Here is a 26,197-nt window from a genome sequence, read left to right as displayed (position 1 = left end):
TTAAGCAATTATAAGCAGTTCTCATGATCTATTTTACGACAAAATGTCAGAAAAATTTCATTTGGAATATCTTTTGAAATTTACATTCCGTCTACAAATCTCATGATTTAGACTATTTACAAGAAAAACTAATTATTAAAAATAAAAAATACAATAACGATGAATAAAGGAAATATTAATGTTTCGGTAGAGAATATCTTTCCATTAATTAAGAAGTTTTTATACAGCGATCACGAAATCTTTTTGCGTGAGTTGATTTCGAATGCTTCTGACGCAACCCTGAAATTAAAGCATTTAACAAGTATTGGTGATGCAAAAGTAGAATACGGAAATCCAAAAATTGAAGTAAAAATCAATAAAGACGATAATACTTTACATATTATTGACCAAGGTTTGGGAATGACAGCTGATGAAGTTGAAAAATACATCAATCAAGTTGCTTTTTCTGGTGCAGAAGAATTTATTAATCAACACCAAGATGCAGACGGAATTATCGGACATTTTGGTTTAGGTTTTTATTCTGCATTTATGGTTGCGGATAAAGTAGAAATCATTACAAAATCATACAAAGACGAGCCAGCAGTTCATTGGACATGTGATGGTTCTCCTGAATTTACCTTAGAAAATTCGGATAAAACCGAGCGTGGAACTGAAATCGTTTTACACATTGCTGAAGATTCGAAAGAGTTTTTAGACGAATGGAAAATCCGTGAATTATTGAATAAATACAATAAATTCATGCCAATTCCGATCAAATTTGGAACGAAAAAAGAAACACTTCCTTTACCAGAAGGTGCTGCTGAAGATGCTAAACCAGAGGAAATCGAAGTTGATGATATTATCAATAATACAAATCCGGCTTGGACAAAAGCGCCATCAGAATTGTCTGACGAAGATTATCAAAATTTCTACAGAGAATTGTATCCAATGCAATTCGAAGAACCTTTATTCCATATTCACTTAAATGTTGATTATCCATTTAATTTGACTGGAATTTTATTCTTCCCAAAATTAGGAAACAACATCAATATTGATAAAGATCGTATTCAATTATACCAAAATCAAGTATTTGTAACAGACGAAGTGAAAGGAATTGTTCCTGATTTCTTGATGTTATTACGTGGTGTGATAGATTCTCCAGATATTCCATTGAATGTTTCGCGTTCGTACTTACAAGCTGATGGAGCTGTGAAGAAAATTTCGGCACATATTACGAAAAAAGTGGCGGATAAAATGTCTTCATTAATGAATCAAAATCGTGAAGATTACGAGCAAAAATGGAACGATATTAAAGTTGTAATTGAATATGGAATGATTTCGGAAGATAAATTCTTCGAAAAATCTGACAAATTTGCATTGTATCCAACAGTTGATGGTAAATATTTTACTTGGGATGAATTAAATACTGCGATTAAAGACAATCAAACCAACAAAGACGGAAAATTAGTAATTCTTTATGCGTCTGATGTTGATGGACAAGATCAATACATACAAATTGCGAAAGAAAAAGGTTACGAAGTAATTTTATTAGATTCTCCTATTTCTTCTCACTTGATTCAGAAGTTAGAATCTACAAAAGAAAATGTAACATTTGTTCGTGTTGATGCGGATCATATCAATAATTTGATTGAAAAAGATGAAGTTAAAATTTCCAAATTATCTGATGATGATAAAGAAAAATTGAAAACTGAAATCACAGAATCAATCAACAATAAATCATATACAATTCAATTAGAAGATTTATCTGGAACAGATGCACCTTTCATCATTACGCAATCAGAATTTATGCGTCGTATGAAAGATATGCAAGCTTCTGGCGGAGCTGGGATGTTTGGAATGGGTAATTTCCCTGAAATGTATAATGTTGTTGTGAATGCAAACTCGGATTTAGCAACAGAAATTTTAGCTAAAGATTCGAAAGAAGAAAAAGAAGCGTTGATTAATCAAGCATTAGATCTAGCAAAATTATCGCAAGGTTTGTTAAAAGGTAAAGAATTAACAAATTTTATCAATAGAAGTTTTAAGAACATTAAATAATCTCAGAACACTATATTTTAGTAATCTTAAACTTAAAATCCAGCACATAATGTGCTGGATTTTTTATTTCTAAATAGATTTATTGATGTGTTAAACTTTTAAAATTAATCTGAAATAATTTGCAAAACATGATTTTTGTCATTAATTTTACATCAAGGAATTAATAATTATTCGTTCAGGACTTCAAAATACTTTAGTTGTTTTGAAACAGAACATTAAAATTAATAGTTGTTTTTCCACAAAATAACGAAATTTTTAAGCCGACAGAGAATTTTCATAATAAGGTGAAAATTAATTCAAATCATTATCAAAAATTTCGGGAAGGATTTCAAGAAATTGAAATCCTTTTTTCTCTAGACGTTCTTTTTAAATCGATTTTGCTCATAGTTATTGCATAGGATTAATAGTCTCTCATATATGAGTACATTTCATTTATTATTTACAATAGATATTTGTTCTATTTATAAAAATTCTTTTTTATAATCATTTAAAAAGAACAAGTTACAATGGACTTATTCAGAAGAAAGAATTTGACATTGGGAAGGATTTCAAGAGATTGAAATCCTTTTTTTTTGCAATTATTATAACAAAAAAAGAGCGACAAACATGTCGCTCTTTTAATATATATCAGAATGTTATTATTCTTGTGATACAATTTTTGCAGATAAATACTCACGGTTCATACGTGCAATGTTATCTAAAGAAATTCCTTTTGGACATTCGATTTCACAAGCTCCTGTATTTGTACAGTTACCAAAACCTTCTAAATCCATTTGTGCAACCATTTTTTGAGCACGACGAGCAGCTTCTACTTGTCCTTGTGGTAACAATGCGAATTGAGAAACTTTAGCTCCTACGAATAACATTGCAGATCCATTTTTACAAGTTGCAACACAAGCTCCACAACCAATACATGTTGCAGCGTCGAACGCTTCATCTGCATGCATTTTGTTTACTGGAATATTGTTTGCATCTACTGTACGTCCTGATGTATTTACAGAGATGTAACCACCAGCTTGTTGGATACGGTCGAAAGATGAACGGTCTACAATTAAATCTTTGATTACTGGGAATGCAGCAGATCTCCATGGTTCGATGTAAATCGTTTCACCATCTTTGAACATACGCATATGTAATTGACAAGTTGTAACACCTCTATCTGGTCCGTGCGCTTCTCCATTGATGAATAAAGAACACATACCACAAATACCTTCACGACAGTCGTGGTCGAATGCAACTGGCTCTTTTCCTTCCTCTATTAATTGCTCGTTTAATAAATCAAGCATTTCTAAGAAAGAAGAATCAGTAGAAACATCTTTTAAGGAATATGTTTCCATTTTTCCTTGAGCATTAGCGTTTTTTTGACGCCAAATTTTCAGCGTGATGCTGATTGTTTTTGATGATGCCATAATTCTATATGATATTTTGACATTTTGCTTGAAGGTTTGTTATCAAGCAAAATGATTTTATTATTTATAACTACGAGTTTTAAGCTCGATATATTTGTAATTTAATTCCTCTTTGTGTAAAACCTCAGTGTTGATATCATCACCTTTATATTCCCAAGCGGCAACATAAGTATAATTTTCATCATCACGCATTGCTTCACCTTCTTCTGTTTGGTACTCCTCACGGAAGTGACCACCACAAGACTCATTACGGTTAAGAGCGTCAATTGCCATTAACTGTCCTAATTCTAAGAAGTCAGCTACACGTCCAGCTTTCTCTAACTCAGTGTTCATTTCGTTAGCATCACCAGGAACTTTTACATCACGGTAGAATTCTTCACGTAAAGCAGCAATTTCAGCAATCGCTTCTTTTAAACCTTGAGCATTACGAGCCATACCTACTTTGTTCCACATAATATTTCCTAAACGTTTGTGGAAACTATCTACAGTTTTAGTTCCTTTATTGCTTAAGAAATGTTGAATTTGGTCTTTAACAGCCTTTTCAGCTTCATCAAATTCTGGCGTATTTGTAGGAATTTTACCTGTACGAATATCTGCTGATAAATAATCTGCAATTGTATAAGGTAATACGAAATAACCATCTGCTAAACCTTGCATTAATGCAGAAGCTCCTAAACGGTTAGCTCCGTGATCAGAGAAGTTAGCTTCTCCTACTACGAAACATCCAGGAATTGTTGATTGTAAGTTGTAGTCAACCCAAACACCACCCATTGTGTAGTGAATTGCTGGATAGATACGCATTGGATTTTCGTATGGATTCTCATCTGTAATTTTCCAATACATTTGGAATAAGTTTCCATATTTCTCTTCAATCCATTTTTTACCTAATTTCTCGATTTCAGCATCTGATGGATTTTGATCTCCGTTTGCGAAAGCAACCTCACGACCTTTTTTCTTGATCTCATCTGTAAAATCTAAATAAACTCCTTCTCCAGTTTCATTTGCTTCAATACCATAACCAGCATCACAACGCTCTTTTGCAGCACGAGATGCAACGTCACGAGGAACTAAGTTACCAAATGCAGGATAACGTCTTTCTAAGTAGTAATCTCTGTCTTCTTCTTTGATATCAACTGCTTTTTTCTTACCAGCACGGATTGCTTCAGCATCTTCTTTCTTTTTAGGAACCCAGATACGACCAGAGTTACGTAAAGATTCAGACATTAAAGTCAATTTAGATTGATTTGTTCCGTGGATTGGAATACAAGTTGGGTGAATTTGTACATAACAAGGGTTAGCAAAATAAGCACCTTTTTTGTGAATTTTCCATGCTGAAGTTACGTTAGAACCCATTGCATTAGAAGATAAGAAATATACGTTTCCGTAACCACCAGTAGCAATAACTACTGCGTGAGCAGAATGTCTTTCGATTTCACCTGTAATTAAATTACGAGCGATAATACCACGAGCTTTACCATCTACAAGTACAATATCTAACATTTCGTGACGGTTGTACATTTGGATGTGCCCTAAGTGGATTTGCTGATTCATTGCTGAATAAGCTCCTAATAATAATTGTTGCCCTGTTTGACCTTTCGCATAGAAAGTACGAGATACTTGTACCCCACCAAAAGAACGATTATCTAATAACCCACCGTAATCACGTGCAAAAGGAACCCCTTGCATTACACATTGGTCGATAATATTACCAGAAACCTCCGCTAAACGATAAACGTTAGACTCACGAGCGCGGTAATCACCACCTTTGATTGTATCGTAAAATAAACGATAGATAGAGTCGTTATCTCCTTTATAATTTTTAGCAGCATTAATACCCCCTTGTGCAGCAATAGAGTGAGCACGACGAGGTGAATCTTGGTAACAGAAAGCTTTTACTTTATATCCTAACTCTGCTAAAGTAGCAGCTGCAGAACCACCAGCTAAACCAGTACCTACAACAATAACATCAATTTTATCACGGTTATTTGGAGCCACTAAGTTTAGGTGTGCTTTGTGTTCGCTCCATTGTTGTGCGATATCTCCTTCTGGAGATTTTGAATCTAATATACTCATTTCTTGATATTATTTAATTATTTAACAAAAAAATGGTAAACAGCGATGATAATGAAACCTGCTGGAATTAAAATTGAATACCATTTCCCGAAAGCAACAATTACTGGAGTGTATTTGTTGTGTCTTGCACCAATAGATTGGAATGCTGATGCAAATCCATGTTGTAAGTGTAATGATAAAAATACAAATGCAACAATGTAAATTACTAATCTTACAAAACTTAAAGCACCTTCTAATGTGAAAACGTGGTTTAAGTGATCCATAAAGTAATTTCCTTGAGCAAACTCAGGATTTGGAACAATGTAGTGATCAGTAATTGTAGGAACCCAAAAGTCATACAAGTGTAATAATAAGAAAATTAAAATTACAGATCCAGAAACTAACATGTTTCTTGACATCCAAGAAGCATTTGCAGCACCATTATACTTTTGGTAAGCAACTGGTCCACGCGCTTTCTTGTTTTGCGCTTCTAATACAAACCCCATTACAAAGTGGTATACAACACCAATTAATAAAATAGGCTGCATTAAATATTGGATAAAAGGGTTATCACTCATGAAAGCCGAAACTTCATTGAACCCATTCGGATTAATAACAGATAATGCATTAATCACGAAATGTTGTAACAAGAACACGATCAAAAATAACGCTGAAAGCGCCATCGCGAACTTCTTACCAATCGACGATTTTAGTAATGATTCATTTGCCATAAAGCAATTCGTTTAATTTTTTAGATATTTCCACAAATTTAATCATCCCATTGCTCTAATCACAATGAATTATATCATTTCGTTAACAGATTTCAATAGTTTAGAATCATTCTTAGTTAATTAAGACATTTTTAACAATTTTTCTAAATTTTTATTGCTTAATAAATAATTAATTTCTATACTTGCAGTAGAAAAGTAGAACAACTTTTCATAGGTTTAAGTTAGTTAGGTTAATCCTCTTATATTTCTATAAGAGGATTTTTTATTTTTTTAGTTGTAACATTATTCTTTTTTTTACTACAAATAAAGAGCAACAGAATAATAGTTTGAATAATAAAGCAAAAATATTTACCGAATTAGTCGAGAAAAATCAGGGAATTATCCATAAGGTTTGTCGTATTTACACAGACGACAAGGATTCTCATGACGATTTATTTCAGGAAATTGTATTGCAATTATGGCGTTCTTACGATTCCTTCAAGGGAGATTCAAAATTTAGTACGTGGATGTATCGTGTTAGCTTAAACACAGCAATTACATTAATCAAAAAAAAAACAAAATCCAGTGAAACTGATTTTAATGAAGCTCAATTTTTAAACTTAAAATCAGACGACAAAGACGAATTTTTAGAAGAGCGTATCACACTTTTATACGCGGCAATTAGATTATTAAACGACGTAGAACGTGCATTGGTACTGCTATTTTTGGAAGACTTACCTTACAAAGACATTGCCGAAACTTTAGGAATTTCGGAAGTAAATGCACGAGTAAAGATGAACAGAGTGAAGATAAAATTAAAAGAAATAATGTCTAAAATGGAACAATAATGGAGTTAGATGACTTAAAATCAATTTGGGGTTCCATAAAGGAAGAAGAAAAGTTTGATCAAAATCAAATTTTTCAAATGTTGAAGAAAAAATCATCAACAACAATAAAATGGTTATTTATATTCACTTTTTTCGAATTTATCCTTTTTCTTGTCTACAATTTATATGTTTTAATTTCAGGAAAAAATTTTTTTAATAACGAAGTCAAAACATTAGTCGAAGAAAAAACAATTAACAATTACGAGATCGCTTCGGTTTTTAGTATTGTGATTACGTTTGGATTTTTGGTGATGGCTTATCGTTATTTCAAAAAAATAGATCTTAATCAATCTGTGGTCGATTTGATGAAAAACATTATTTCATTTCGTCGATTGGTGAACTTGTTTATTCTTTTCACCGTTTTAAGTTTAATTGTTTCTTCTGCCCCATTCTATTACGAATTAGGCCAATCTATTTATTTGGCAAAACACGCTCATGATATACAGCCAATTGTGAATAATGCTGCTGTTTATGGTTGGATTGCAATAATAACTGCTGTTGCTTTTATTGTGATTATAGGAACGGTTTATTATGGGATTATTTATTTTTTATTTTTAAGAAAACTTCAACAAAACATGAAAGAGTTGAAAGAAATGAAATAAAATCTTATTTTTGTAAACTGAATGAAAAAATTTATCCAATATCTTATGCTAACGATTTCACTGTTTATGACAGTGTATCAGTCTGCGCATATATTGGATCATGCTCTAAATAAAGAGCACAAAGAGCTGAAAGACAAATTCTCTAACGTACACGATCATAGCTGTACAATTTGCCATTTCAATCAACATTTTATAGAAAATGATTCAGAAATTGAGTTATTTGAATGGTCACAATCATTTATCCAAAAAGATAAAACACTTTACACAACTCGTGTAAAACAAGCTGTATTACTTACTCAAAAAAGTCTTCGAGCACCGCCCTACGCAATTTAATTTCAGAAAAAACCACCTTATTTTTTTAACGTTATTAAATTATTGTATTTATGTCAATCAACATAAAATGTAGTATTGCGGCTACATTATTGTGCGGAACTGTGTTTGCACAAAACATTTTCGAAGGTCAAATTATAGATAAAAATCAAAAACCAATTCCTTTCGCAACTGTATACTTCAACAACGAAGAATATCACACAAATGCCGAAGGAAAATTTAGAATTGAGAATTTAAACAAAGGAAATTATCAAGTTCAAATTGATGAGCAAGGTTACGAACCTTTTTCTCAAAATATTACGTTTGATTCTCAACAAAAATTTGTTTTTACACTTACTTTTCACAAAGCATATAATTTAGATGAAGTTACTGTTTTAGGGCATCATCACGATTTTTCAACAGCTAATGTAGAGCGTGTCGATCAATCTTATATTCAAGAAAACTATGCAGGATCATTAGCCAAATCACTTGAAAATATTGCAGGTGTTAATGCTTCTGGAATTGGATCATCAGCTTCAAAACCAATTATTCGTGGACTTGGTTTCAATCGATTAATTGTTGCTGAAAATGGTGTAAAACAAGAAGGACAACAATGGGGAGCCGATCATGGTTTGGAGATTGATGCGCTAAATGTTGAAGATGTCGAAGTGATAAAAGGGCCTGCGGCTTTGGAGTACGGAAATGAAGCTATTGCTGGAGTTATCAAGATTAACAATAACAATTTACCAGCGAAACATTCACTTTCTGGAGAAGCAAAAACTTTATATCAATCAATAAATGATAATTACGGAATTGGATTTAATTTGAAATCTCGTAACGATCATTTTTTCTATAAAATAAAAGGTTCTTATTCTGATTATGCAGACTACAGAACGACTACCGATCGCATTTATTACCTGAATCGCTATTTACCAATTTACAATAAACGTGTAAAAAATACGGCTGGACAAGATTTGAATGCTGAAATACAAACAGGTTATATTGGTGAGAAATTTCGTTCAATTTTAACGGTTTCTAACGTTAATCAGAAAATCGGTTTCTTTCCTGGTTCACACGGAATTCCTTCTGTAGATAGACTTCAAGATGATGGAAATTATAGAAATATCGAATTTCCTTATCAAAAAGTGAATCATTTTAAAGTAATTTCCGAAAATGAATTTCGTTTAAATTCAAAAGACGTTTTAAAATTTTTAGCAAGTTATCAAAACAATCGTCGACAAGAAGTTAGTTCATTTCACACACATTATGCAAATCAACCAGTTCCAACAAAAAATCCTGATTTAGAATTAGATTTTAATTTATCAACGTATGATTCTCAATTAAAATTTGAACATAATCATAGCAAAAATTTCAAAACAATAATTGGCGCACAAGCGCAATTACAAGCCAATAATATTGCCGGTTACAATTATTTATTACCAAAATATGACCGAAATATTTTTAGCGGATTTTTGATTGAAGAATTCAAAAAAGGAAATCGTTGGAAAGTAACTGCTGGTTTACGTTACGATTATTCGACGTTCAAATCGGAAGGTTATTTTGATGAATTTCTTTACAATTATTTGATTGAAAAAGGTAATTCTGAAGGCATTGCAGATTATTATGCAAATCGTAGCAAATCAATCGATCGTAGTTTCAGTAATTTAAACGGAATGATTGGTGCAACTTTTCAACCAAATGATTTATGGGATTTCAACTTGAATGTTGGAACAAATTTCCGTTTACCAACCGCTATAGAATTGGGTTCTAACGGAATTCATCACGGTAGTTTTAGACATGAACGAGGTGACGAAAATCTTGATATAGAAAAAGGAATTGCTGTAGATTTCAAATCTGTTTTTCACAAAAATGATTGGAATATTTCGCTAAGTCCGTATTTATATTATTTCAGCAATTATATTTTCTTAAAACCTTCGGGACAATTTTCGATTCTTCCTCATGGTGGACAAATTTATCAATATACACAAAGCAAAGCTTTGTTGACTGGTTTTGAATTTGAAGTTCGTAAGAAAATCAACGAAAATTTTGATGCAAATCTTGTGTACGAATATTTATACAATCGACAAATTACGGAAAATAAAAAATTCGGAAATTATCTTCCTTTCACTCCTGCAAATAATTTATTTGGACAAATTAATTATAAAATCAATCAAAATATTGCATTTTTAGAAGGTTTGAGCTTTTTTGCAAATGGAAAATATACATTTGAGCAAGATAAAATTGCACAAAATGAAGATATCACTCCAAGTTATTTCTTGGTTGGAATTGGAGGAAAAACGAAACTTAAATTCAATAATTTTAGTGCAAATTTAAGTGTTCAGGTTTCTAATTTATTCAATAAAAACTATTACAATCACACCAGTTTTTATCGTGCATTGCAATTACCAGAACAAGCTCGAAACATACAAATTATGTTAGGAATTCCGTTCGGAAAATAGTTGATACATGAAAAAGAAACATCCTATTTTTGGACTTTTCTTTAGTATTATTCTTTTTTCGATTCCAACTTTTAATCAATTACATTTTTCTTTAATCGATCATTCACAAGATTTTTCGAATCAAAAGAAAGAAATTATTCATCATCAATGTAATCATTTCACCTATTACTCTGTCTTTATTGACACGCATGATGAACCAAAAATAGAATCAAAACCGAACGAAGAATTTTACAGTAAAGAAAGTTTTGAACAAGTAGAAAAAATTAAACATTCTACAATTGAATATCATTTTACACGAGGTCCGCCTCAGGATTTTGTTTATTAATAAATCAACCAAAATCTTAAAAAAATAATATTCAATTCAAAAAAAATAAAACAATGAAAAATTCAATTTTAAACTATTCATTTATAACATTATCAGCATTATTCATTACATCTTGTTCATCAGATGATTTTTCATTAGATACAACAAAACCTGAAATTAATTTGATTGCACCTAAAGACCACGATGAATTTCATTTAGGCGAAACCATCTCAATTGATGCTATTTTGAAAGACAATGTAGAATTGGGAACGGTAAAAATTGAAATTCATTCCGCAGAAGATGGTCATCAACACAGAACAGCAAATGTTAATTGGACGTATGATGCAGAAGAAGCTATTCCAGCAGGAAAAACTGAGCACACATTAAGTCATAAAGTAAATATTCCTACAGAAGGAATTACGGAAGGACATTATCACTTAGGATTATTCTTAATTGATCGCGCTGGAAATCAAACGCAATCTTTTATCGAAATCGTTGTAGGTGAAGATTACGACCATGATCACTAAAAAAAAAATTTGAAAACGTCCGAAATTTCGGGCGTTTTTTTATGTGCATTGTTAAAAGAATACTATTTTAGCACTCTTCAATTATATCAAAACAAAAAAATGATTGCAATAGCAGATAGTGGTTCTACTAAAACGGATTGGGTAATTTTAGATAGCGACCTTAATGAAGTTTTTAGAACAAGTACAATTGGATTTAATCCGTATTTTGTAACAGCAGAAGATATTACGACTGAATTACAAAAAAATGAAGATTTTGCACCTGTTGCAAATGATTTCGCAAAAATCTTTTTTTATGGTGCTGGAACTTCCAGCGAAACAATGCATGCTGTTGTTAAAGAAGGTTTACAAAACTTCTTTACAAATGCTGAATTTGTAATAGACCATGATTTATTAGCCGCTTGTTATGCCACTTACATGGGAAAACCTGCAATGGTCTGTATCTTAGGAACAGGTTCTAACTCTTGTTATTTCGATGGAACAACAATGCGTGAAGAAACAAAATCTTTAGCTTATATCTTAGGAGACGAAGGTTCTGGAAATGACTTAGGAAAACGTGTATTACGCGCTTTTTATACAAAAAAAATGCCTCCACATTTAGCAAAAGCTTTTGATGATTATTATAAATTATCTGTAGATGAGTTAAATAAAAATGTGTACCAAAATAAATTTGCAAATACATATTTAGCTTCTTTCAATAAATTTGTTGTTGAACATAAAAATGATCCATTTATTCAGAAAATTATTTATGATGCGATGTCTTCTTTTATCGAATATCAAATTATGCCTTACGAAGAAGCTCGTCATTCTGAATTAAATTTTATTGGTTCAATTGCTCATATTTACGAAGATGTTATTCGTTCAGTTGCGGCAGAATATCACTTAACAGTTGGTCATATTATTAGAAAACCAATTGATAATGTTGTTGATTATCACAAAAAATATTTGATTAAATAAGCATGGCAGCTCAACCAAAAATAGCGGTAATTTCTTACAATACTCCTCATCGCAAAACACAAGATGTTTTGCACGGATTAAAAGCTAAAGGTTATCAAAATGTAAAAATATTTGCTTTGCCTTTTGTACAAAGAGAAAATCCGTTCAAACCAATTTATCAACATCGTCCAAGTAAAGCGATTCAAGTAAATTTAGATGATTACTGTAATAATTTTGGTTATAATTTCGATTTGACAACTGCTGAAACGTTGAATAATCAATTAAACGATTATAAAGCTGAATATGTAATTATTGCAGGTGCGGGATTATTACCAGATGAGTTGGTTGACAATCATAAAATTATCAATACACACCCAGGTTTTTTACCTTTGACAAGAGGTTTAGATTCATTAAAATGGGCAATCACAAAAGGAGTCGAAATTGGTGTTACAACTCATTTTGTAGACACAGAAGCCGATGCTGGCTTTTTGATTGAACAACAATATGTTCCTGTTTACGGGAATGATACGTTTCATTCTTTGGCTAATCGTCAATATGAAACAGAAATTGAAATGTTAGTTAATTCGATTGAATTAATACCAACACTTTCAGAATTCAAATCACTTTCATCAAATGAATTTGAAGCGACGCGCAGAATGCCAAAAGCTATTGAAGAAAATTTGATGCAAGCATTTGACACTTACAAAGAAAAATATAAAAGGGATTAAAAATTTTTTAGAAAAAAATTAAAAAGCTAACCGAATTGGTTAGCTTTTTTGTTGAATCTATTTTTTAATTTGATTTTACTATCTTTAATAAAATAATTAAGATGAACAAAGAAAAACCTTTGAGCGAATTAACATTAGAAGAATTAAATGAAAAAAGAAAAAAAGTTAATAAACTTAATCTTAGCATTCAAATTCCTTTATTACTCATTGCAATCGTTTTATTAATTCTGAAGATGACAAACAAATATGATATCAATGTAACATTCGTTATTTTATTATCATGTTCTGTAACTTTTATTCCTCTTATAACAGGTTTAGCGAAAATAAATGCAGAAATCAATACCAGAAAAAAAGCGAATCAATGAGTTTCTTTTCTCTTTTTCCTAAGATGTAAAATTCCTTTGATTGGATTATAAATCATAATAAAAACCATCATTACAATTCCGAAATAAAATAAGGTTCTAAAAATTTGAATATCTGCGATCAACAAAGCTTGATTATACAATTGAGATTTTAGATTGCTTGCTGTCAAACTGATAGACTCATTTACTAAATGAGTTGTATCGTGTTTATTGAATAGATTATTCCATTGTTCTTGAAAAATTGTATTGGTAATATCTAAATTTTTCGTCATCAAAAATTGATGTTTAGTCGTCAAGAAAAGAATTGCATTTTGCATAATCGAAAAACTAATTGTTGACGACCAATAACGCATTGCAACTGCTGCTTGCATGGTATTCATAGAAAAATTAGCATGTACAGAACATACCATATATTGCAAAATTGGCGCAAACAACATTCCTTGTCCCATTCCTTCCATCAACAATGGCGGAATAACTGCATTCGGACGAGTATCTGGAACCAAAATGTAACTAAACCACAACATAGCAAACGTTAAACAAAAAAAACCTCCAAAAAACACATACTTATATTGCGTTTGAAATTGTGTTATGATGTAATAAGCAAACAATGCTCCAATATAAATTCCGGCACAATTATAATATTGTATTTGCAAAACAAACTCCCAATTCCATTTCCAAACAACATTCATCACTTGATAAATGTTACTCATACTCGATTTGAAAATATAAAATGTAAAAAACAACAACATACCTACAATAACTCTTTCGGAACGAAGAATCTCGAAATGGAAAATTGGTTTTTTAGACGTTAATTGTTGCAAAATAAATAAGCCTGAGAAAATAAACATTGCAGCAAACGCAATAACGATATAAAGCGATTCGAACCAATAATATCTTTTACCATAAATCAATAAAAAAGCTCCTGCTATTAATGACATCATCATCAAAAAATAACCCGCCAAATTTAACTGATACAATGGTTTTTTGGGATACAATCTACCATGACTAAAGAGAAAAACATAAATCAATAACGATAAAACATGAAAAAAGATGACAGTATAAATCACCATATTGAAATTATAATTTTCGATGGCAAATTTTACAATAGAGGTTGTATATTTATCAGCCGTCATCATAAATCCATACAAAAACGTATTTCCTAATAATCGTCCATATTCGCCTTTTATACGCGACATAATTAGCGGAACAATAATACATCCTTCGAGATAAGATGTTGTTCCTTGTATCACACGAAGTAAATAAATCAATTGCGTATTTGTTGTCAACGAAATTATTAACATTAATATAATATTGATAATAGTCATAAACAATAAATAAGAGCGAATATTAAAGAACTGAAAAAGCCGTTCGTTAATAAAAAGTCCACAAACAATTGTGGCGTAAGCCAAAGAAAAAATGAATTGTAAATCGTCTACATCAACATCTAGAAATGAAGCTGTAAATGTACTATTCATATTGAAAAGTGAGAGAATCATCACATGCGGAATCAACGCGGCAATGAGAATTGGAAGCACCAATTTTTCTGGTATCCATTTCTTGAAAATGGGATGTTGATTGTGCATTGAGTTATTTATTCAATTTTACAATCAAGTTCAAAACATTCATTCGAAAGTTTGTCTAATTAAAAATATTTTATTGATTTCGTGATTATCTTACCTAAAAAGTAAAAAAAGGAAGCTGCCTGAGAAAAGTCAAAAGGCTAAAATGTGATTCTGAATAATAAATCGTTAAAATACGATGATTCATTTTATAAAAATATAACAAATTTAAAATCAATAAAATACAACTAACATTTATTAAAACAATTAATCATTTTTCGTTTGATTTATTTTGATGGCAAAAGTAAGTGCTAGCGCATAAAAACAAGTTGATTATTTGAGAATAAAATTTGTTCATTTAAGCCATTTATAAATTTAAAAAACTTTAAAATATGACCTTTCTACAGGATAATTTTGATAAAATATTCATTTTAAAAAATTTGTCATAAAAAAAAACGTACTTGATTCTATTAAATCAAATACGCCAATTAAATAAAAAAGTAATATATAAAAATTATTTTAACGATGTAAAAGTCTATTTTTTATCGGTTGATAAAGAATTACAAAAATCGCAGCGATAATTCCCACAACAAACAATGTTCGGAAAATCTCTATATTACTAACCAACAAAGCTTGGTTATACAATTTTGCTTTTAAAGCTGCGGCAGTAATACTTTCTGCTTCGTTTGGAAGATGACTCGCAATATTTTTATTGAACAAACTATTCCATTGTTGTTGGAAAATCGGACTCGTTTTGTCTAAATTTTTGGTCATCAAAAATTGATGTTTAGTCGTCAAGTATAAAATTGCATTTTGCATCAGCGAAAAACCAATTGTTGTCGTCCAAAAACGAATCGCCGTACCTGCTTGCGCCGCACTACCAGTAATAGAAGGATGTACAGAACCTGTAATATACAACACTAATGGCGTAAAAATAACACCTTGCGCAATTCCTTCTAATATCAGCGTTGGCGCTACTGCCTCGACTTTTGTATCTGGATAAAACAAGTAACTAAACCACAACATGCTCATGGCTAAAAGTACAAATCCAAGAAAAAATATTTTTCTAAAATCAACTTTATTTTTAACCATGAAAAATGAAAATACAATACCAATGATGGAACCTGCTACATTAAAATATTGAATCTGCAACACATATTCCCATTGCCATTTCCAAACTGTTGACATGACTTGGTAAATATTGCTCATCCCAGCACGCAAAGTATAGAAAACAAAAAACATTAATATTCCTAAAATGACACGTTCTGATCTGAAAATCTCAAAATGAAACAAAGGTCGTTTGGCTGTTTTTTGATGCAATAAAAATAAGCCACTAAAAACGAGTGTTGATGCAAATGCTGTGATAATAATTGGCGATTCGAACCAATAATATTTTTTCCCATAAATCAAGAAAAACGCGCCAGAAATTAGGGAAATAATCATCAAGAAAATTCCTCCTAAATTTAATTGATACAATGGTTTTTTAGGAAACATTCTGTTGTGATTAAAGAAAAATACATAAATAATTAATGCTACAACATGAAAACTCATAATCGTATACACCATCATATTGTGGTTATAATTCTCAATCGCAAACTTCACGATAGAAGTCGTAAATTTATCACCTGTTAACATTACGCCATACAAAAACGAATAAGCAATCAATTTTGAATGTTCACTTTTAATATTCGACATAATGATTGGCAACAAAATACAACCTTCGAAAAGCGATAAAGGTCCTTGAATAAAACGCAGAATCAAAATCAATTCTGTATTTGTCGTTAATGTCATTCCAAACAATACCAAAATGTTAAGCATGGTCATTGTTAGCAAATAACTTCTGATATTGAAAAAGTGAAAAAATCGAACGTGAATAAATAAGCCACAAACAATAGTGGCATACGCCATCGAAAAAAGGAACTGCAAATCGTCGACCTCCAAATCCAAAAATGATGCTGTAAACGTACTATTCATGTTGAATATAGTCAAAATCATCAAGTGTGGAAATAGCGCAAGGATAAAAATTGGCACAACCAATTTTTGCGGAACCCATTTATTAAATATTGAATTTTGTTGTGACATTTATTTAATTTACTTTTTCTGCGGAAACATTTACATTCATTCCGGTACGTAATTTTTCGTTGTTTTTAGACTCTTTCAGAATTATTTTTACAGGAAAACGTTGTTCAATTTTCACGAAGTTTCCTGTAGCATTATCAGGTTTAATCAAAGCAAACTCAGACCCAGAAGCTGGCGAAAGTGATTCAATTTTTCCTTCAAACTCAATGTATTTGTAGGCATCAGCTTTTATAATAACTGGTTGATCCAAATCGATTTCTCCAATTTGCGTTTCTTTAAAATTTGCAACAATCCATTTCTCTTTCGAAACTACTTGCACCAAGGCCTGCCCTTCTTTTATTAACTGACCTTCTTGTATATTTTTTGTTCCAACCCAACCATCGTAAGGTGCTACAACATAGGTATATGAGAGAATAAGTTTAGCATCGTTCAATTGGGCTTTTCGTTGTAAAATTTGAGTTTTTGCAGGCGCAACTTTTGTTTGTTCTGCAGACGCACTAACATTCACGGCATTACGTTGTTGTTCCAAAGCACTCAAACTTGCTTTTGCTTGTTTATATTTCGCTTCAACTTCTTCAAACTGTTGCACGGTTGCAGCATCTTCTTGCACTAAATTTTTGAAACGATTATAATCTTTTTCAGTTCTCCAAACCTCTATTTTAGCAGCTTCTATATTTGCATTAACAATATTAACATCACTTGATTTTGTATCTACCGCTTTTTCATATGTTAAAACAGATTGCGAAGTCGATTCTAAATTTGCTTCTGCAATATCAATCTGGTTCTGAAATTCTCTATTGTCAATCACAACAAGCGTATCACCTTTGTGTACAAATTGATTTTCTTCGAAATTTACTTTTTTGATAAAACCAGAAACTTTACTCGAAACTGGCGTAATATATTGTCGCACTTGCGCGTCATTTGTATTGACATGTGAACTCGAAAAGAAATAAAACCAAGCTACTGCAGTGATTCCTATGATAATAAAAATCCAAGCAATCGCAGAAAGCGTTCTATTCATTCGTTTTTCTCCTTTTGTCTGTTGTTTTCCCATTTTTATAAGTTTCCTAAAATGTATTGTAATTGATAGTATTTTAATTGTTTGTTAATTTGCAATGAAATCAAATTCGATTGAGCTTCTAAATAAGCGTTATCCGCATCGATAAGTTCTGTAATCAAACTCAATTTGTTGACATATTTTGTTCTAACAATTCGATAATTTTCTTTGGCTTGACCAATTGCATCTTCCGCAATTTTTATTTTATCGATCGATTCTTCTAATCGTTTATTCGCTGCAAAAACATCATGTCGAATTTGTTCTTCTTTCTCTTCTATTTCTAATTTTGCAATTGAAATGTTACGATCTGCGATTTGCATTTTTTGTTTATTCTTGAAAAAATTACTCAACGGAATCGAAACATTTACACCAACAGAACCAAATCTGTACAAATATTCTTCTGGTGGAAAAAACATAAAGTTTGGATAATTATATCCATATTCCGCTCCAGCAGTTATTTTTGGTAATGTATTAGCTTTGGTAATTTTCTTATCAATTTCTTTCAAATTCAAATCATCTTTCGCAATTTTCAAGCTTTCACTTTGATCTATTGCTTCCAAAATCATTTCATCAACCAAACCCAAATGCTCTTCATTTGTAAACAAATCATTGGTGTCAATATGCATTTCTTGATTTTCTGGTAAGGCTAAAATTGTTTTGATTTGATGTTCAATAATCGAAATTTCATTCGCCAATTCTGTAAAAGACATTTTATGATTTGACAATTGCAATTCTGTTCTCAAGACTTCGTTGTAGGTTACCAAACCATTTTTTTTCAAGGATTCTGTTTGTTTAATCACAACCGAATCTTCTCTCATTTTATCTGAAATTAACTTTTGTTGTTCTTGCAAATGCAACGCTTGTAAATAAGCTGTGATGATTTGCATTCTCAATTCTCGTTCATCTTTTCGAACTTGCAGTTTCGAAATATTAGTTTCTATTTCAGATTTTTTCTCATCATTTTTTAATTTACCACCTAAATAAATTGGAATTTCTGCCGAAAGTGTAAAATCGTATTTCACTCGAGGAACAGCATATTTTGTAGAAGGTTTTAGAAAACCGTCTTCATATTGGCGTAAATTACTCAAAACATGAAAACCAGTATGAAAGTCTACATCTGGCAATTTCTCATTTTTAAGATCTTTCTCTTTTAATTCAGCAATATTAGTTTTTAAAGCGCTAATTTGTAATTTTTTATTATTTTGAAGTCCAATTTCAATTGCTTTGCTTAATTTCAGTTGGTTATAGTCTATTTCATTTTGAGCATAACTCAACCCACTCAGCATTAACAACAATGTAAGCAACTGATATTTAACGAATTTAAATATCATTTTGTATTATTTATAAGTCTGTTATTGATTTTTAGTGATGCAAAGTTACATTCAAAACACCTTTACCCTCTTGATAAAAAAAGAAAATAATTTGCTCATTTACGCCAAAATAAAGTAATTTGCAAAAGCAAAAATATTTCACTTTATAAAAGTATAAAACAATGTTGTTTGATCAGTTTTTTTTTAACGAAGTTGACAAATCTAAAGTCCATTTTTACATACAACATGCACATTTAGATACGATAGGAACGCGCGTACATGAACACAAAAAAGCACAATTATTATATGCAGAAGGCGGAATTGTACATGTTTTTGTAAACGACAAACATTGGTATTTGCCTGCGCGTTGTTTTATGTGGATTCCTGCAAATACGCCACATTCTATCTTAACGAATAGTAAAACAGGCGATTTGTATAACTTTTATTTCAAGACCGAAAAAGAAGAAAACGATTTTTATTCGATTACAAATATTTATTACACGAATGAGTTGTTAAGGGAAATGATTTTGTACACCAAAAATTGGAGTGGATCAATTTCGGAAAAAGATCCTGCAAAATATGATTTTGTAAAAGCCATACGATCTATTCTACCCGAAATGGAATCGAACAAATTACCTGCTTTTATTCAGCATCCATTTCCAAAAGATCAGAAACTGATTGATATTGCTCGATTTCTGATGAAAAATATCGAGAAAAACTATACAATAGATGAAGTTGCGCAACAATTTGGTTTGAGCACGCGAACATTATCTCGAAAATTCAAAGATAATATGGGAATTAATTATGTTCGATTTTTACGCGCATTACGTATCACAAAATCATTGGAATTGATTGCTGAAAATAAATACAATATGTACGAAATCGCAATGTTAGTTGGTTATAATTCGTTGTCATCTTTCAGTAATATTTTTCAGAAAGTTTCAGGAATTCGACCAACAGAATATGCGCAATTATTACACACAAAAAAACAATAACTTAAGATAAAAACTATGATTATTAAAGCTTTTGCCGGAAGTAACAGCTCTACTTCTATCAATAAACAACTCGTAACTTATGCTTCTTCTTTATTAAACAAAGATCAAATTGAGATTTTAGATTTAGATGACTTTGATATTCCTACTTTTGATATTGATATAGAAAAAGAACAAGGTTTTTCTGATGAAGTAAAACGATTTTATCAAAAACTTGTTGATTCTGATATTTTACTTATTTCATTAGCAGAACATAATGCTTGCATTACAGCAGTTTTTAAAAGCTATATGGATTGGTGCTCAAGAATTAATTATAAATTTCTTGAAGGAAAAAAGGTCTTCGTTATGAGTACATCTCCTGGTGGTTATGGAGCTAAAAACTCTTTAGAAATAGGTTCTAAATTAATTACAAAATTGGGAGGTGACATTTTAGTCGATTTCTCTTTGCCTAAATTCAACGAAAATTTTGCAGAAGATAAAATCACTAATGAAGAATTAAACAGAGAATTGATTCTTAAAATTGATGAATTTAGAAAAAAAATATAAGTTTTTATCTTTTCCTAACATAGGTCAATAAAATTTATGGTTGCTTGCAATAACTTTGCTTCATCAAAAATGAAAATACTCAATAAGAATATGAAAATTTTAGCTTTCGCTGGTAGTAACAGCAAAAAATCAATCAATAAAGAATTATTAAATTATACTTTAAATCAAATCGAAAATGCAGAAATCGATTTAGTTGACATCAATGATTTCGAGATGCCTATCTATTCTATTGACCGTCAATTAGAAAATGGATTTCCACAAGAAGCGCAGGATTTTTACAATAAAATCAAAGATGCAGAAGGTGTTGTAATTTCTTTGGCAGAACATAATGGAAACTTTTCTGTTGCATTAAAAAATATTTTGGATTGGGTTTCTCGTATCGAAATGCCATATTTGAAAGATAAAAAATTGTTGTTATTAAGTACATCTCCAGGTGCTTATGGTGGAGGAAATGTAATGGAAGTTGCAACAAAATATTTTGGAATGTTTGCAAGCGGAGAAATTGTAGCAAGCACAACTTTCCCATCTTTCAACGATAATTTCCAAAATAACGAAATTGTAAATGAAGAATTAAAAAATAAAGTATTAGCGCAAGTTAGTATCTTTCAAGAAGCTTTAACTATTGTTGAAGCTTAATTGAAAATGTATGTATTAAAAAAAGGTCTTTCGTTCGAAAGACCTTTTTTTTGTTATCAATTTAATTTACATTTATCTCGTAAGTGATATCAATTCCTCCATTTGCAAGCATATCATGTACACTACAATACTTCTTAACCGCTAATTCAGCAGCCTTATTTGCTTTATCTAAATCAATATTTCCTTTTAAGAAAAATTTGATATGAATATTTGTAAAAATATTTGGAATTTCATCTCGACGCTGACCTTCAACCTCAACTTTAATATCTTCAATTTCTTGGCGTTGTTTCTTCAAAATTTCATTCAAATCAAAAACACTACAACTTCCCAAAGCAATCAAAACCAACTCCATTGGGCGAACTCCTTTTCCTTCTCCTCCAATCGATTCAGGTCCATCAATATTTACTTTTACCGAAGAACTTGACGCAGTCGCTTCATAGTGAGAAGCCTGATTTACTCTATTTAATTCAATTTTCATCTTATTTCTTTTAAAGTATAAAAATAATCATTCTCTAAAGATTTATTCTAATATTTGATTGAATAATGATTTTCTGAATAAATTTAGCTAAATTTAAATTCAATTATAGAAATTTTTGAAGTAGATCGAAGCACAAAATAGCAACAAAGGCTGTCTCACGACAGCCTTTATATTTTTTAATCACTTTATAATTTAAACAGTATGATATTTAAAACTTTGTTCGTTTTTAATTGTTTTCACTGATTCGTAAATCAACTCGATGACATTTTTTACATCAGCTTGATGAACCATTTCTACAGTTGTGTGCATATAACGCAAAGGCAACGAAATTAAAGCTGAAGGTACACCACCATTACTATATGCAAAAGCGTCTGTATCCGTTCCTGTTACACGAGAACTTGCAGCACGCTGAAAAGGAATATTGTTTTTCTCAGCTGCATCAATAATTAATTCGCGTACATTATTTTGCACAGCAGGCGCATAATAAACAACTGGGCCATCACCACATTTTTGCTCACCTTCTTTCGATTTTGTAATCATTGGTGTCGTTGTATCATGTGTAACATCAGTAATAATCGCAACATTTGGTTTGATTGTTTGCGTAATCATTTCCGCGCCACGCAACCCTACTTCTTCCTGAACCGCATTTACAACGTATAAACCAAAATCTAATTGATCTTTATTTTCTGCCAATTTACGCGCAACCTCAGCAATCATAAACCCTCCCATTCTATTGTCTATTGCACGACAAACAAAATAACGATCGTTCAATGTAAAAAATTCATCAGGATAAGTAATCACACAACCAACGTGAATTCCAAGTTCAAGAACTTCTTCTTTCGATGTACAACCTGTATCAATCCAAATTTTATCTGGAGTTGGCGCTTCATCTTTTCCTGCTTGACGCAAATGAATTGCTGGCCAACCAAAAACTCCTTTTACAATTCCTTTTTTGGTATGAATATTAACCACTTTAGAAGGTGCTATCATATGATCTGATCCTCCATTACGAATCACATAAATCAATCCATCATCAGAAATATAATTCACAAACCAAGAAATCTCATCAGCATGGGCTTCAATCACAACTTTATACTTCGCTTCAGGATTTATTATACCATAAGCAGAACCGTAATTATCTGTTTTTACTTCATCTACATATGGTTTGATATAATCCATCCAAACTTTTTGTCCTTCACTTTCAAAACCTGTAGGTGAAGCTGTATTTAAATATTTTGTCAAAAAATCCAAAGATTGTTGATCAAACAAATTATTTGTACTCATTTTAGTTTATTTATCTAACAAATGTACTAATTTTAGGAACAATTTTTGAACTAATTCTGATATGAAATTTTATATCTATCATATAACTTTACTACTTACTTTTGTTGGATTATCTAATGTTAATGCTCAAATTTTTGGGTTAGATTTAGGTGGAAAAAATCCTGCACAAGAAATTAAAAATGATTCAATTAATTTAGATGAATTTGCGTTTAATCCTTTAGACACAATACATCTTAATGAAATGAATAGTTATTCGGTTCATTTAAAAACTGATTTAGAAAAAAAATATTATTTATGGCTAAGAAAGCGTGTTCGCGATGTTTGGCCGTATGTAAGAACTGCTGTTAGAGAATATAATTATGTATCAGACACCATTCAAACAATGGATAAAAGACGAGACAAAAAACGTTTTATTAAATCTCGCCAAAAGGATTTGGCTGATCAATTTGAGAATCAATTAAAAAATATGTCAAGTTCTCGTGGACAAATTCTTACTAAATTAATCTATAAAGAAACAAATAAAACAACATACGATATTATAAAAGAATTACGTGGCGGATTGAATGCTTTTCTTTATCAAGCAGCAAGTGGCGCGTTTAATATTGATCTAAAACAAACTTATGATCCGAAGCGAACGCGAGAAGATTTGTATATTGCCGTTATTCTTCAACGAGATTTTGCAGACGGAACGTTAAAACCTGTCGACGAAGATTAATTTATCTTTCATACTACCAATTATAATAATATTCTGATTTTTTATTATATTTGATTTAATAAAGGGAAAAACGTGGGAAACAATATAAAAAGAATTGGTGTATTAACCTCTGGAGGTGATGCGCCAGGAATGAATGCGGCCTTACGTGCCGTTGTAAGAGCATGTAAGTACTACGATATCAAATCAGTAGGAATCCGTCAAGGTTACGAAGGTTTGATTAACAATGATATGATTGAACTTGGACCTCGTTCGGTAAAAAACATTATCAATCAAGGTGGTACAATTCTTAAAACAGCTCGTTCTTTAGAATTCAAAACTGCAGAAGGTCGTCAAAAAGCATACGATCATCTAAAACAAAATAATATCGATGCTTTAGTTGTAATTGGTGGAGATGGTTCTTTTACAGGAGCAAATATCTTTCATCAAGAGTTTGGTGTTCCATTTATTGGAATTCCAGGAACAATTGACAATGATATTTTTGGAACAGATTTTACAATTGGATATGATACAGCTTTGAATACTGTCATTGATGCAATTGATAAATTAAGAGATACAGCAACTTCACATGATCGTGTATTTTTTGTAGAAGTTATGGGACGCGATGCAGGTTTTATTGCTTTAAATAGTGGAATTGCTTCAGGTGCACAAGATATTTTGATTCCAGAACAACGTGATAGTGTCGAAGAATTATGTTCTTCTTTAGAACGTTCAGAAAAATCTGGAAAAAAATCAAGCATCGTTGTAGTTGCAGAGGGTGAAAAATTAGGTGGAGTTTTTGAATTAGCAAAACAAGTACAAAATCGTCATCCAGAATATGATATTCGTGTAACAGTTTTAGGACACATACAGCGTGGTGGTTCTCCATCTTGTCACGATCGTGTTTTAGCAAGTCGTTTAGGAATTGCTGCTGTCGAAGGTTTACTAGAAGGTAAAACAAATCTTATGGCTGGTATTCGCTCTAATAAAGTTGTATTTACAGCGATAGATGAAGCCATCAAAAAACACAATGAGATTGACGAAGAGTTAATCAAAGTAGCTAATATTTTAGCGATTTAAACATTTAATATAAAGGGAAATTATATATACTATGTCAAAAATTAAAATTGGAATCAACGGATTCGGAAGAATTGGTAGCCTTGTTTTCGGGGTTGCTATTGAGAGAAACGATATTGAAATCGTAGGTATTAACGATTTAGTAGACGTTGATTATTTAGCTTATATGCTAAAGTATGATTCAGTTCACGGAAAATTTAACGGAGAAGTTAAAGTAGAAAACGGAAACTTAATTGTTAATGGACAAACAATTCGCGTTACAGCTGAAAGAGACCCAGCGAACTTGAAATGGGACGAAGTTGGAGCTGATATCGTAATCGAAGCAACAGGTTTATTCTTAACAAAAGAAACTGCAGGAAAACACATTGAAGCTGGAGCAAAAAAAGTTGTTTTAACAGGTCCTTCTAAAGATGATACCCCTATGTTTGTAATGGGTGTTAACCACGAATCTGTAACAGCAGAAGACACAATCGTTTCTAATGCTTCTTGTACAACAAACTGTTTAGCACCATTAGCAAAAGTAATTCACGAAAATTTCGGAATTGTGGAAGCTTTAATGACAACAGTTCACGCAACTACTGCAACTCAGAAAACAGTTGACGGACCATCAATGAAAGATTGGAGAGGTGGACGTAGTGCAATGGTAAACATCATTCCTTCATCTACTGGAGCTGCGAAAGCAGTTGGAAAAGTAATTCCAGAATTGAACGGAAAATTAACAGGAATGTCTTTCCGTGTACCAACTGTTGATGTCTCTGTAGTTGATTTAACAGTTAAATTAGCAAAAGAAACAAACTACGACGAAATCAAAAAAGTAATGTGCGAAGCTGCTGAAGGAGATTTGAAAGGAATTGTAGGATACACAGAAGATGCTGTTGTTTCTCAAGATTTCGTAGGTGATACAAGAACATCTATTTTCGATGCAGAAGCTGGTATCATGCTAAACCCTACTTTCGTTAAGTTAGTTGCTTGGTATGACAACGAAATTGGTTACTCTAACAAAGTAGTTGATTTAGTTCAGCACATCGCAAAGATTTAATTCTTAATTAATAATTAACAAAAAGGCTGTTCTCAATAAATGAATGGCCTTTTTTGGTTTAGACTTCTAAAATTTTAAGAAAATTTTATTCTTTTTTAAGACTTTTTATGACACTGTACCAAAAACTGTG

The 26,197-nt window shown here is 31.4% G+C and carries 25 protein-coding genes; 16 read left to right on the top strand and 9 right to left on the bottom strand.

Annotated features, from left to right (window positions below; all coding sequences use genetic code 11):
* Window positions 1-159 precede the first annotated feature (159 nt).
* Window positions 160-2,037 carry a molecular chaperone HtpG gene (htpG, locus tag B3792_RS09900; protein WP_286495218.1) on the top strand — a complete coding sequence of 626 codons (1,878 nt, stop codon included), beginning with the start codon at window positions 160-162 and terminating at the stop codon, window positions 2,035-2,037.
* Between the two features lie 638 nt (window positions 2,038-2,675).
* On the opposite strand, the gene B3792_RS09895 is transcribed toward htpG, so the two are convergent.
* From B3792_RS09895 to B3792_RS09885, 3 genes are read right to left on the bottom strand one after another with little or no spacing between them, the layout of a single operon-like run.
* Window positions 2,676-3,446 (bottom strand): succinate dehydrogenase/fumarate reductase iron-sulfur subunit, encoded by a 771-nt coding sequence (locus tag B3792_RS09895; protein ID WP_038337216.1) that lies wholly within the window; start codon window positions 3,444-3,446, stop codon window positions 2,676-2,678.
* A 60-nt stretch (window positions 3,447-3,506) separates the two neighbouring features.
* Window positions 3,507-5,519 carry a fumarate reductase/succinate dehydrogenase flavoprotein subunit gene (locus tag B3792_RS09890; RefSeq protein WP_286495219.1) on the bottom strand — a complete coding sequence of 671 codons (2,013 nt, stop codon included), beginning with the start codon at window positions 5,517-5,519 and terminating at the stop codon, window positions 3,507-3,509.
* A 17-nt stretch (window positions 5,520-5,536) separates the two neighbouring features.
* Window positions 5,537-6,229 carry a succinate dehydrogenase cytochrome b subunit gene (locus B3792_RS09885; RefSeq protein WP_286495220.1) on the bottom strand — a complete coding sequence of 231 codons (693 nt, stop codon included), beginning with the start codon at window positions 6,227-6,229 and terminating at the stop codon, window positions 5,537-5,539.
* Between the two features lie 326 nt (window positions 6,230-6,555).
* Here B3792_RS09885 and B3792_RS09880 point away from each other — a divergent pair, with 326 nt between their 5' ends.
* From B3792_RS09880 to B3792_RS09840, 9 genes are all read left to right on the top strand, one after another.
* Entirely contained in the window at window positions 6,556-7,056 is a 501-nt protein-coding gene (locus B3792_RS09880; protein WP_291069497.1) for an RNA polymerase sigma factor, read from the top strand.
* On the top strand, window positions 7,056-7,697 hold the full coding sequence (locus B3792_RS09875) for a hypothetical protein (RefSeq protein WP_219034492.1): 642 nt from the start codon (window positions 7,056-7,058) through the stop codon (window positions 7,695-7,697). The genes B3792_RS09880 and B3792_RS09875 overlap by 1 nt, the downstream gene beginning before the upstream one ends.
* 66 nt (window positions 7,698-7,763) lie before the next feature.
* Window positions 7,764-8,030, top strand: coding sequence for a hypothetical protein (locus B3792_RS09870; RefSeq protein WP_148098210.1), 267 nt, complete (start codon window positions 7,764-7,766; stop codon window positions 8,028-8,030).
* 50 nt (window positions 8,031-8,080) lie between these two features.
* Window positions 8,081-10,465, top strand: coding sequence for a TonB-dependent receptor (locus tag B3792_RS09865; RefSeq protein ID WP_221855587.1), 2,385 nt, complete (start codon window positions 8,081-8,083; stop codon window positions 10,463-10,465).
* A 7-nt stretch (window positions 10,466-10,472) separates the two neighbouring features.
* The gene (locus B3792_RS09860; RefSeq protein WP_038337229.1) at window positions 10,473-10,790 is read left to right on the top strand and encodes a hypothetical protein; all 318 of its coding nucleotides are present in this window, start codon (window positions 10,473-10,475) and stop codon (window positions 10,788-10,790) included.
* A gap of 53 nt (window positions 10,791-10,843) precedes the next feature.
* Window positions 10,844-11,296, top strand: coding sequence for a DUF4625 domain-containing protein (locus tag B3792_RS09855; protein WP_291049109.1), 453 nt, complete (start codon window positions 10,844-10,846; stop codon window positions 11,294-11,296).
* A gap of 99 nt (window positions 11,297-11,395) precedes the next feature.
* Window positions 11,396-12,250, top strand: a complete 855-nt coding sequence (locus B3792_RS09850; protein WP_221855585.1) for a BadF/BadG/BcrA/BcrD ATPase family protein — start codon at window positions 11,396-11,398, stop codon at window positions 12,248-12,250.
* 2 nt (window positions 12,251-12,252) lie between these two features.
* Window positions 12,253-12,957 carry a formyltransferase family protein gene (locus B3792_RS09845; protein ID WP_286495224.1) on the top strand — a complete coding sequence of 235 codons (705 nt, stop codon included), beginning with the start codon at window positions 12,253-12,255 and terminating at the stop codon, window positions 12,955-12,957.
* Between the two features lie 101 nt (window positions 12,958-13,058).
* On the top strand, window positions 13,059-13,322 hold the full coding sequence (locus B3792_RS09840; protein WP_286495225.1) for a hypothetical protein: 264 nt from the start codon (window positions 13,059-13,061) through the stop codon (window positions 13,320-13,322).
* On the opposite strand, the gene B3792_RS09835 is transcribed toward B3792_RS09840, so the two are convergent.
* The 4 genes from B3792_RS09835 to B3792_RS09820 form a co-directional block, all read right to left on the bottom strand.
* Window positions 13,316-14,902, bottom strand: a complete 1,587-nt coding sequence (locus B3792_RS09835; RefSeq protein ID WP_286495226.1) for a hypothetical protein — start codon at window positions 14,900-14,902, stop codon at window positions 13,316-13,318. The genes B3792_RS09840 and B3792_RS09835 overlap by 7 nt on opposite strands.
* 495 nt (window positions 14,903-15,397) lie before the next feature.
* Entirely contained in the window at window positions 15,398-16,960 is a 1,563-nt protein-coding gene (locus B3792_RS09830; RefSeq protein ID WP_115001100.1) for a hypothetical protein, read from the bottom strand.
* 4 nt (window positions 16,961-16,964) lie between these two features.
* Window positions 16,965-18,011 carry an HlyD family secretion protein gene (locus B3792_RS09825; protein ID WP_280037837.1) on the bottom strand — a complete coding sequence of 349 codons (1,047 nt, stop codon included), beginning with the start codon at window positions 18,009-18,011 and terminating at the stop codon, window positions 16,965-16,967.
* 2 nt (window positions 18,012-18,013) lie between these two features.
* Window positions 18,014-19,345 carry a TolC family protein gene (locus tag B3792_RS09820; protein WP_291049100.1) on the bottom strand — a complete coding sequence of 444 codons (1,332 nt, stop codon included), beginning with the start codon at window positions 19,343-19,345 and terminating at the stop codon, window positions 18,014-18,016.
* A 161-nt stretch (window positions 19,346-19,506) separates the two neighbouring features.
* Here B3792_RS09820 and B3792_RS09815 point away from each other — a divergent pair, with 161 nt between their 5' ends.
* The 3 genes from B3792_RS09815 to B3792_RS09805 all read left to right on the top strand — a co-directional run bounded on the left by B3792_RS09815 (window position 19,507) and on the right by B3792_RS09805 (window position 21,498).
* Window positions 19,507-20,319 (top strand): AraC family transcriptional regulator, encoded by an 813-nt coding sequence (locus B3792_RS09815; protein WP_038336064.1) that lies wholly within the window; start codon window positions 19,507-19,509, stop codon window positions 20,317-20,319.
* A 15-nt stretch (window positions 20,320-20,334) separates the two neighbouring features.
* Window positions 20,335-20,862, top strand: a complete 528-nt coding sequence (locus tag B3792_RS09810) for an NADPH-dependent FMN reductase (RefSeq protein ID WP_221855853.1) — start codon at window positions 20,335-20,337, stop codon at window positions 20,860-20,862.
* A gap of 69 nt (window positions 20,863-20,931) precedes the next feature.
* Window positions 20,932-21,498 carry an NADPH-dependent FMN reductase gene (locus B3792_RS09805; RefSeq protein ID WP_260391945.1) on the top strand — a complete coding sequence of 189 codons (567 nt, stop codon included), beginning with the start codon at window positions 20,932-20,934 and terminating at the stop codon, window positions 21,496-21,498.
* A 61-nt stretch (window positions 21,499-21,559) separates the two neighbouring features.
* Here the strand turns inward: B3792_RS09805 and B3792_RS09800 are convergent, their stop codons facing one another.
* Together B3792_RS09800 and B3792_RS09795 are read right to left on the bottom strand one after the other, a co-directional pair.
* Window positions 21,560-21,976: an OsmC family protein gene (locus B3792_RS09800; RefSeq protein ID WP_286495230.1), complete on the bottom strand. Its 417-nt coding sequence runs from the start codon at window positions 21,974-21,976 to the stop codon at window positions 21,560-21,562.
* Window positions 21,977-22,168: 192 nt separating this feature from the next.
* The gene (locus B3792_RS09795) at window positions 22,169-23,260 is read right to left on the bottom strand and encodes a M42 family metallopeptidase (protein ID WP_286495231.1); all 1,092 of its coding nucleotides are present in this window, start codon (window positions 23,258-23,260) and stop codon (window positions 22,169-22,171) included.
* Window positions 23,261-23,321: 61 nt separating this feature from the next.
* On the opposite strand from B3792_RS09795, the gene B3792_RS09790 reads away from it, so the two are divergent.
* From B3792_RS09790 to gap, 3 genes are all read left to right on the top strand, one after another.
* Window positions 23,322-23,975, top strand: a complete 654-nt coding sequence (locus tag B3792_RS09790) for a DUF4294 domain-containing protein (RefSeq protein ID WP_286495232.1) — start codon at window positions 23,322-23,324, stop codon at window positions 23,973-23,975.
* A 72-nt stretch (window positions 23,976-24,047) separates the two neighbouring features.
* Window positions 24,048-25,031 (top strand): 6-phosphofructokinase, encoded by a 984-nt coding sequence (pfkA, locus tag B3792_RS09785; protein ID WP_038336350.1) that lies wholly within the window; start codon window positions 24,048-24,050, stop codon window positions 25,029-25,031.
* A 31-nt stretch (window positions 25,032-25,062) separates the two neighbouring features.
* Window positions 25,063-26,067, top strand: coding sequence for a type I glyceraldehyde-3-phosphate dehydrogenase (gap, locus tag B3792_RS09780; RefSeq protein ID WP_286495233.1), 1,005 nt, complete (start codon window positions 25,063-25,065; stop codon window positions 26,065-26,067).
* The last annotated feature ends 130 nt before the right edge of the window (window positions 26,068-26,197 follow it).

The sequence above is a fragment of the Empedobacter sp. UBA5924 genome (assembly GCF_002431085.1).
Lineage (GTDB): Bacteria > Bacteroidota > Bacteroidia > Flavobacteriales > Weeksellaceae > Empedobacter > Empedobacter falsenii_B.
Note: the sequence above shows the minus strand (reverse complement) of the source record. Positions and strands in the feature narration are given on the sequence as shown.